This is a genomic window from Azonexus sp., assembly GCF_036170495.1.
Taxonomy (GTDB): Bacteria; Pseudomonadota; Gammaproteobacteria; order Burkholderiales; family Rhodocyclaceae; genus Azonexus.
In genome coordinates this window covers 61,764-67,939 of the sequence record NZ_JAVHPH010000017.1, presented here as the reverse complement: position 1 = coordinate 67,939, position 6,176 = coordinate 61,764, and the positions used below count along the sequence as shown (strand labels likewise).

The 6,176-nt window shown below is 61.8% G+C and carries 6 protein-coding genes; 3 read left to right on the top strand and 3 right to left on the bottom strand.

Annotated elements, in window-relative coordinates; translation table 11 throughout:
* On the top strand, positions 1-293 hold a 293-nt coding region (locus ADADOO_RS00935; RefSeq protein WP_511274290.1), incomplete at its 5' end, for an isochorismatase family protein.
* A 224-nt stretch (positions 294-517) separates the two neighbouring features.
* Complete coding sequence (locus tag ADADOO_RS00930; RefSeq protein WP_511274289.1) at positions 518-907, top strand: DUF3597 domain-containing protein; 390 nt, start codon at positions 518-520, stop codon at positions 905-907.
* Positions 908-968: 61 nt separating this feature from the next.
* On the opposite strand, the gene ADADOO_RS00925 is transcribed toward ADADOO_RS00930, so the two are convergent.
* The gene (locus ADADOO_RS00925; protein WP_511274288.1) at positions 969-1,343 is read right to left on the bottom strand and encodes a hypothetical protein; all 375 of its coding nucleotides are present in this window, start codon (positions 1,341-1,343) and stop codon (positions 969-971) included.
* Between the two features lie 61 nt (positions 1,344-1,404).
* On the opposite strand from ADADOO_RS00925, the gene ADADOO_RS00920 reads away from it, so the two are divergent.
* Positions 1,405-2,736: a leucine-rich repeat-containing protein kinase family protein gene (locus ADADOO_RS00920; RefSeq protein ID WP_511274287.1), complete on the top strand. Its 1,332-nt coding sequence runs from the start codon at positions 1,405-1,407 to the stop codon at positions 2,734-2,736.
* 19 nt (positions 2,737-2,755) lie between these two features.
* Here the strand turns inward: ADADOO_RS00920 and kdpE are convergent, their stop codons facing one another.
* Both kdpE and kdpD read right to left on the bottom strand, forming a co-directional pair.
* On the bottom strand, positions 2,756-3,448 hold the full coding sequence (gene kdpE, locus ADADOO_RS00915) for a two-component system response regulator KdpE (protein ID WP_511274286.1): 693 nt from the start codon (positions 3,446-3,448) through the stop codon (positions 2,756-2,758).
* The gene (gene kdpD / locus ADADOO_RS00910) at positions 3,449-6,169 is read right to left on the bottom strand and encodes a two-component system sensor histidine kinase KdpD (RefSeq protein ID WP_511274285.1); all 2,721 of its coding nucleotides are present in this window, start codon (positions 6,167-6,169) and stop codon (positions 3,449-3,451) included. It lies immediately after the preceding gene.
* Positions 6,170-6,176: the final 7 nt, after the last annotated feature.

The window sequence follows — 6,176 nt, the reverse complement described above, 5'->3', positions numbered from 1 at the left end:
CGGCTTTCACCGGCACCAGCCTGCTCGACGAACTGCAAACGCGCGGCGTCGAAACGCTGATCATCGCCGGCTACATGACCCACAACTGCGTCGATTCAACCGCCCGCGAAGCCTTTCATCGCGGCTACCGGGTAGGCGTGGTTGCCGACGCCAGCGCGACGCGCGATCTGCAGGGGCCGGACGGCCAAACGATTCCGGCGGCGACGGTACACGCTGCCGTGCTGGCCGGGCTGGGGGACAGGATTGCTGAAATCATCGATGTGGCGACGCTGGTGAAGATGAAAGTGGTCTGACGGCAGGCTGAAACCGGTTGGCCGTGGCTTCCACGGTCAACCGGAAAAAACGGCAAAAAATCAAATGTGGCGCGGCCACGGAGGCTCATTACCGAAAGGTTGGGAATTGTAAAAATCCCTTCATATAAATTCACCAAACCTGTCGTCGAATGCAACTAACATGAATTTGGCGCTCGGGAGTTTGCGGGCAGCATTTGTTCAATCGGTCGCACAGGAGAAACACCATGGGAATTTTCAGCAATATTCTGGCCAAATTGGGTTTTGGCGATGACAAGAAGGACGTGGTTGCGGAAGCTGCTCCGACCGCTCCGGCCGCCGTTGAGGCTCCCGCAGCCGCTGTGCCGGTGGCAATCAGCGCCGTCGATGTCGTCGCCAAGCTGGAAGCGCTGGCCAAGGCCAATCCGGAAAAGCTCAACTGGAAGACGTCCATCGTCGATCTGCTGAAACTGCTCGGTCTGGACAGCAGCCTCGGGGTGCGCAAGGAGTTGGCCGCCGAACTTGGCTGCCCGGCCGACAAGATGGGCGATTCGGCGCAGATGAACATGTGGTTGCACAAGACCGTGCTGCAGAAACTGGCTGAAAACGGCGGCAATATTCCGGCTGAGTTGCTGTAAGCAACTGGCCCGGTTTCACTGCGAAGGCTCGCTCTTTTGGCGGGCCTTTTTCTTTGGCAGTTTAGCCGGCGAGGTGCTCGTCAAGCAGCCGTTCGCATTCCACCATCAGCGATTCGGCGATTTCGGAATGATGGTTGGGGTCGAGCGATTCCATCATTTCGTGGGCGGTGTACATGCCGGCTTCGCGCGACAGGCTGCTCTCGATCTGACGGGCGAGCTGGTCGCTGAGAGCGGAGAGTTGCCGGCGTTCGTTGAGCGGCATCTTGTTTTTCGAGCGCGCCAGCCAGTCGGCGGCCAGGCTGGCGCCCTGGGCTTCGGTCAGCCACTGGCCGTATTCGTAAAAAGCCGTCAGGCGCTCGGCGGCCAGCGCAAATATCAGCGCGATGCGCATGCCGCGTTCGGTCATCGAGGGGCTGGCAGGCTTCTCCCAAGTCATTTTTCACCCTCTTTTGTTATCCTGCCGCACCTTATCACGGCCGCCCGGCGGAATGCCCCGAATGCCTCTGAACACCCTCGAAGACCTGCGCACCGGCAAGCTGGCCGGGAGCCGGCGCCTCAAACTGGCTTGCGGCCTGAGCGAGTTTCCGCGCGAGATTTTTGCTCTGGCCGAGACGCTGGAGATTCTTGATTTGTCGGGGAATAGGCTGGCCACGTTGCCTGACGATCTGCCACGGCTGCACCGGCTGCGCATCCTGTTTTGTTCGGACAACCGGTTCACGGAATTGCCGGCGGTGATCGGTCAGTGTGGCGAGCTGGAGATGGTTGGCTTCAGGGCCAACCGGATTCAGCAGGTGCCGGCTGCGGCGTTGCCGCCCAAACTGCGCTGGCTGATTCTGACCGATAACCGGATTGCCGAACTGCCGCCGGAAATCGGCCGCTGCACCCGTTTGCAGAAGCTCATGCTGGCTGGCAACCAGTTGCGTGCGCTGCCCGCCGAGATGGCCAATTGCACCGGGCTGGAGTTGCTGCGTATCGCGGCCAACCAGCTTGCCGCCTTGCCCGACTGGCTGCTGACGCTGCCAAAACTTTCCTGGCTGGCCTTCGCCGGCAATCCGTTTTGCCAGGAGGTGCCGGTTCAGAAAGGTGTTTCCCCCATTCACTGGGACGATCTGCACGTCAGCCATCAACTGGGCGAGGGCGCTTCCGGCGTCATTCATCATGCCGAATGGCGCTCGGCCGGCGGCGCGCAGCCGGTCGCGCTCAAGCTGTTCAAGGGCGCGATGACGAGCGACGGTTTGCCGCGCAACGAGATGAACGCCTGCATGACCGCCGGTACCCACCCGAATCTGATTCCGGTCCTCGGCAAGCTGGCGGCCCATCCGGAGGAAGCGCACGGGCTGGTCATGGCGCTGATCGACAGCGACTTCCGCAATCTGGCCGGGCCGCCCAGTCTGGACTCCTGCACCCGTGACGTTTATCCGGCCGGGGCCAGTTTCGCCCTCGACGCCGCCATCCGCCTCGCCCTTGGCATCGCCTCGGCGGCCGAACACCTGCACGCCCAAGGGATCACGCATGGCGATCTGTACGGCCACAATATCCTGCATGGCGCCGAAGGGCAGGCTCTGCTCGGCGATTTCGGCGCCGCGTCCTTCGTGCCGCCGGACGATCCGCTCGTCGCCAAGGCCCTGCAGCGCATCGAGGTGCGGGCGTTTTCGTGTCTGCTTGAAGAATTGCTGGCGTTTTCCGCGTTTGAGCCCGATTCCACGGTCAACCGGGGAAAAGCCCAAAAATTGAAATCGCTGCAGGCCGACTGCGCGCAGGACAACGTCGCTGAGCGCCCACTGTTCGCCGAAATCGTTTCGCAGCTTGGCGCGTTAACGCCGCGCTGACCAGGCGCGGAAAACCAGCTCAGCTGACAAACCGGTAGCCGACACCGGATTCGGTCAGAATGAACTTGGGTCGCGTCGGGTCGTCCTCGATTTTTTTCCGGACATGCCCCATATAAACGCGAACGTAGTGGCTGTCCTCGATATGGTTTGGCCCCCAGACCGCCTTTAGCAGCTGGCGGTGGGTCAGGACGGAATCGGGATTGGCGATCAGGTAGGCGAGCAGCCGGAACTCGATCGGCGTCAGGTGAATCTGCTGCCCATCCTTTTCGACGATGCGCTTGCCCAGATCGACGCGAACATTGCCGAACTCGAATATCGACAGGCCCGTCGTTCCAGCCCGGAAACGCCTTCTCAGGTGAGCGCGTACCCGGGCCAGCAGTTCGGCGGCGCCAAATGGTTTGATCAGGTAATCATCGGCACCGGCATCGAGCGCCGCCACCTTGTCGGCTTCCGCCGTACGGGCCGAGAGGACGATGATGGGAATTTCCGACCAGGTCCGCACGTCACGGATCAGTTCGATCCCGTCGCCATCCGGCAGTCCGAGGTCGAGCACGACGAGATCGGGCTGCCGGGTGCCGACTTCGATCAGCCCCCTTGCCACTGAATCAGCCTCGAAAACCTCCAATTGCTCGGCCTCCAGCGCCAGTTTGATGAAGCGGCGTATGTTGGCTTCATCCTCGACGACGATCACGGTCGGTGTGGCGGTAGACATTCAGCAGCTCTCCTTTTTCTCGGGAACTTCCTCGGGTACTTCCTCAATCTTGAGCAAGGGTGGGGTGCCCCGGGGTAACGTGAACGTGAAACGCGCCCCCCCCTGCGGCCGATTGCGGGCATGAATTTCCCCGCCATGGGCTTCGACGATGGCCCGGCAAATGGCCAACCCCAGCCCGACACCACGGGTGGCACCCTCCGTCTGACCGCGCTCGAATTTCTTGAAAATGACTTCCTCTTTCCCTTCAGGCAGGCCGGGACCGTTGTCGTCTACCCAGACCTCGATCATGCGCTCCCCGAGCTTGGCGCCGACTTCTACCAGGCTACCGGCTGGTGTGTACTTCACGGTGTTTTCGAGCAGGTTGTAGATGACCCGCTCCATGAGCACGGAGTCTATATTCACCAGCGGCAGGTTCTCATCGAGCTGAACCCTGATCTGGTGCTCGGCAAAGGCGCGCTCCAGGGTTTTCAATGCGCTGACGACCACCTCTTCCAGCGGCTGCCATTGCCGGTTCAGCTCAACCCGGCCGGACTGCAGCTTGGCCATGTCGAGCAGGTTGTTCACCTGGCCACTGATGCGCAGCGCTTCCTCCTTCAGTGAGTGGGCAATCTCGGCCTGCGGGCCGGTCGGTGGCGGCTGGGTCAGGAACATCGAATCGGCGAGGCCGACCAGCACGCTCATCGGCGTCCGCAAATCATGTGAAATGGCCGACAGAACCGAGTTGCGCAGGCGCTCGGACTCCATCTGAACGGTCGTGTTCTGGGCCACCTCGACGTAGTGCACGCGCTCGAGTGCGATGGCAATCAGCGAGGCAAAAGTATCGAGCAGTCGCCGTTGTTCCGGGATCAGCAAGCGATCCGTATGGCGCACTTCAAGTGCCAGCACGCCGCGCAAACGCATCGGTGCCTTGAGCGGCAAATACAGGATCGGGCTGGCCGCCAGCGTGTTGGTGCCCTGGCCGGCTGCTTCGGCATGATCGAAGGCCCACTGGGCAATGCCCATGTCGACGGCAGGCAGGCCGTTAGGCGAGGGCAGGGCCGGTTGCAGCCGGTCGTTGTCATCAGTCAGCAGGAAAGCCGCTTTGGCGCCCAGTTCGGCAACAATGAAGCGTTCGCCGATTTCGGCGATCTGTTCGGGCATCAGCGCCGCAGAAAGATCGCGCGACATTTCATAAAGCGAGCGGACACGCTGCTCGCGGCGGTTCGCCACCTTGGCCTGGTATTTCGAGCCAGCCGTCAGCTGGCCGGTAATCAGGCCAACCACGAGCATGACGACAAAAGTCATCACGTATTGCACATCGGAGACCGCAAAGGAAAAGCGGGGCGGCACAAAGAAAAAGTCAAAAATGGCGACCGCCATGAATGAGGCCAGAACACCGGGCCCACGGCCATAGCGCAGGCTGACCAGCACCACCGCGAGCAGAAAGACCATGACGATGTTGGGCAATTCGAAGATGGGGAACAACGCGGCAGCCGCAAACCCGGCCAGTGCGCAACCGGCGGCAGCTTTGGCATAGGCCGGCCATTGCTGGGCGATACCGTCGACCAGACTCTCCTCGTCCGATCTGACCGCTTCCCGGTCGGCTTGGGAGCGCGCTACCTGAAGGACGTCGAGGTCGGGGGCACGTTGCCCAACCCGGTCGGCGAAGGAGCGGTACCAGGGCCGCCAGAGGCGCTGGTGATCCCGGCCAACGACGATCTTCGACAGGTTGTGATCGCGGGCGTATTTAATCGCCAGTTCATCGGCCTCGTTGCCTGACAGCGTCGCCGTTTGCGCCCCAAGTTCCTCTGCCAGCTTGAGGTTGCGCAGAATGCGATGGCGACTCGCTTCAGAAAGGCGCTGCAAGGTGGGCGTCTCGATATAGATGGCGTGCCACGGTGCTTCCAGCCGGTTGGCCACGCGGGCCGTGGTGCGTACGATCTTTTCTGCCCCGGCGCCAGGGCCAACGCAGGCAAGCAGGGAGTCACGGGTCTGCCAGACGGGTGAAACCGACTGGTCACGCCGATACTGCAACATCTGGTCGTCGACCCGGTCAGCCGTGCGGCGCAGGGCCAATTCGCGCAGTGCGATCAGGTTGCCCTTGCGAAAAAAATTGCGGATGGCCCGCTCGGCCTGGTTGGCCAGATAGACCTTGCCCGACTTCAGGCGTTGCAGGAGCTCATCTGGCGGCAGGTCGACGAGCACGACCTCGTCGGCCGCATCGAAGACCTTGTCGGGCACGGTTTCCCAGACGCGAATGCCGGTGATGCCGCTGACCACGTCGTTCAGGCTTTCCAGATGCTGGACATTGACGGTCGAATAGACATCGATGCCGGCCGCCAGCAATTCGTCGATGTCCTGCCAGCGTTTGGCATGGCGCGAACCGGCGACATTCGAATGAGCCAGCTCGTCCATCAGGATGAGCGCCGGCTTGCGAATCAGCGCGGTGTCGAGGTCGAATTCCCTGAGAATCCGGTCGCGATAGGTGATGTCCCGCAAGGGCAGATGCTCCAAACCGTCCGCCATGACCTCGGTTTCCATCCGGCCATGGGTCTCGACGATGCCGATGACCACATCCACGCCGGCCAGCAGTTGCTGCCGGCCTGCACCGAGCATGGCGTAGGTCTTGCCCACGCCGGCCGAGGCACCAAAAAATATCTTCAGCTTGCCGCGTTTGGCCTTCGCCTCTTCTTCATTGAGGCGGCTCAGCAGTTGGTCGGGATCAGGGCGTTGGTCAGCCATTCCTGTT